A 1,392-nucleotide genomic window follows, 5' to 3' on the forward strand; every position below is an offset into this window, starting at 1 on the left:
CCGGCCCCCGCCCCCCCGCCACGGTTGTGCCCGCGGCCCGGGGGGCCCGCCCCCCGCCGCCCGGCCCCCCCACCGCCGGGTCGGCTCAGCCGTTGTACCACTTCTGGTTCGAGGTGCCGTCGCACTTCCACAGCTGGAGGTGTGTACCGTCGTGCGTTGCGCCGTCCGTGACGTCGACGCACCTGTTCGTACCCGAACGCACCAGGTCCTGGGACGCGTTCAGGCGGAACGTCTGGTCCGCAGAGCCGTTGCACGGCTCCAGTGTGATGGCCGCGCCGTCCGAGGTCCCGCTCGCCGTCATGCACATCCCCAGCGTGCGGAACGTGCCGTCGGCGCCGGGCGTCCAGCTCTGCCCGGCCAGGCTCCCGCAGTCCCAGATGTCGATCGACGCGCCGGTCCGCTTCGCGTTGCCGACGACGCTGACGCAGCGATGGGAGGCGGAGCCGATCACCGACTCGCCCGTGGTCGCGGGTGGAGCGGCCTTCTTGGCTTCGGTCTTCTTGGTCACCGGTGTCCCGGCCGGCGGCTTCGAGTCCGTCCTCTTCGGTGTGCCCGGCACCGTGTCCCCGGAGGCAGACGGCGACGGCTTCACCGCCGTCAGGGACGTCGGGAGCTTGACGTGACCCGACCGGGGCGAGGACGCACCGGGGCTCGGGGGCACGGCTTCGCCCGTGATCGTCGACGAGGCCGCGGTGGTGGCCGTGGAACCTCCCCCGAGCTTGTGCACGATCGCGGCGAAGCCCACCGACACACCGGCCAGGACGACAACGGCGGCTGCACCGGCCGCTATCCGGGCCCCCGGCGACAGTTTGCGGCCCCCGGGACCTTCGTCGCCCGCCCCGCCACCGACGGCCGGTGAGGTGGCGGGTCCTCGTCCTGGTTCCCGGTGTCTCCGGTGGACATGTGGGGGAACAGTACAGGCACAATTCGACACTCCTTCGTGATGCGGCGGTGGCCGCGGAGGCCGTGCCTGTCCGCGCGCCACTCACACCGACTCTACGAAGCAGGGACAGCCCTACCCCCTGGATCGGCCGTTGGGGACAACATCCCTGCCCCAACGGGCTGTTGTGCGCAGCGATCCACGGACGGGACCGCCGAGAAGACGAACGGGACCGCCGAGAAGACGAACGGGGCCGCAGAGGAGTAGCCGTCCGCCGAGCAGGCCGACGGGCGCACCGATACGGTCAACGGGCCCCCGATACCGCCGACATGCATGCCAGGGCATTCAAGGGCCGCCCGCACCTCGTCCCGACCTGTGGCGTGGCGACAGCGGCCGGCGTTCCAGCGGGCGGATCTCCACTGAGGCTCCGCCAAGCTCGTTTCCGCAGTTCAGTGGGGCTGGTGTGATGCGTCGGTGAGGTCCTCACGCTGGCAGGTGCAGTGATCGTTAGC

Annotated in this window: 1 protein-coding gene; it reads right to left on the bottom strand. The window is 71.3% G+C overall.

What is annotated here, in order from left to right:
* Positions 1 to 85: 85 nt before the first annotated feature.
* Positions 86 to 508 carry a ricin-type beta-trefoil lectin domain protein gene (locus ACWGJY_RS36385; protein ID WP_453265180.1) on the bottom strand — a complete coding sequence of 141 codons (423 nt, stop codon included), beginning with the start codon at positions 506 to 508 and terminating at the stop codon, positions 86 to 88.
* Positions 509 to 1,392: the final 884 nt, after the last annotated feature.

The sequence above is a fragment of the Streptomyces sp. NPDC054765 genome (assembly GCF_053612065.1).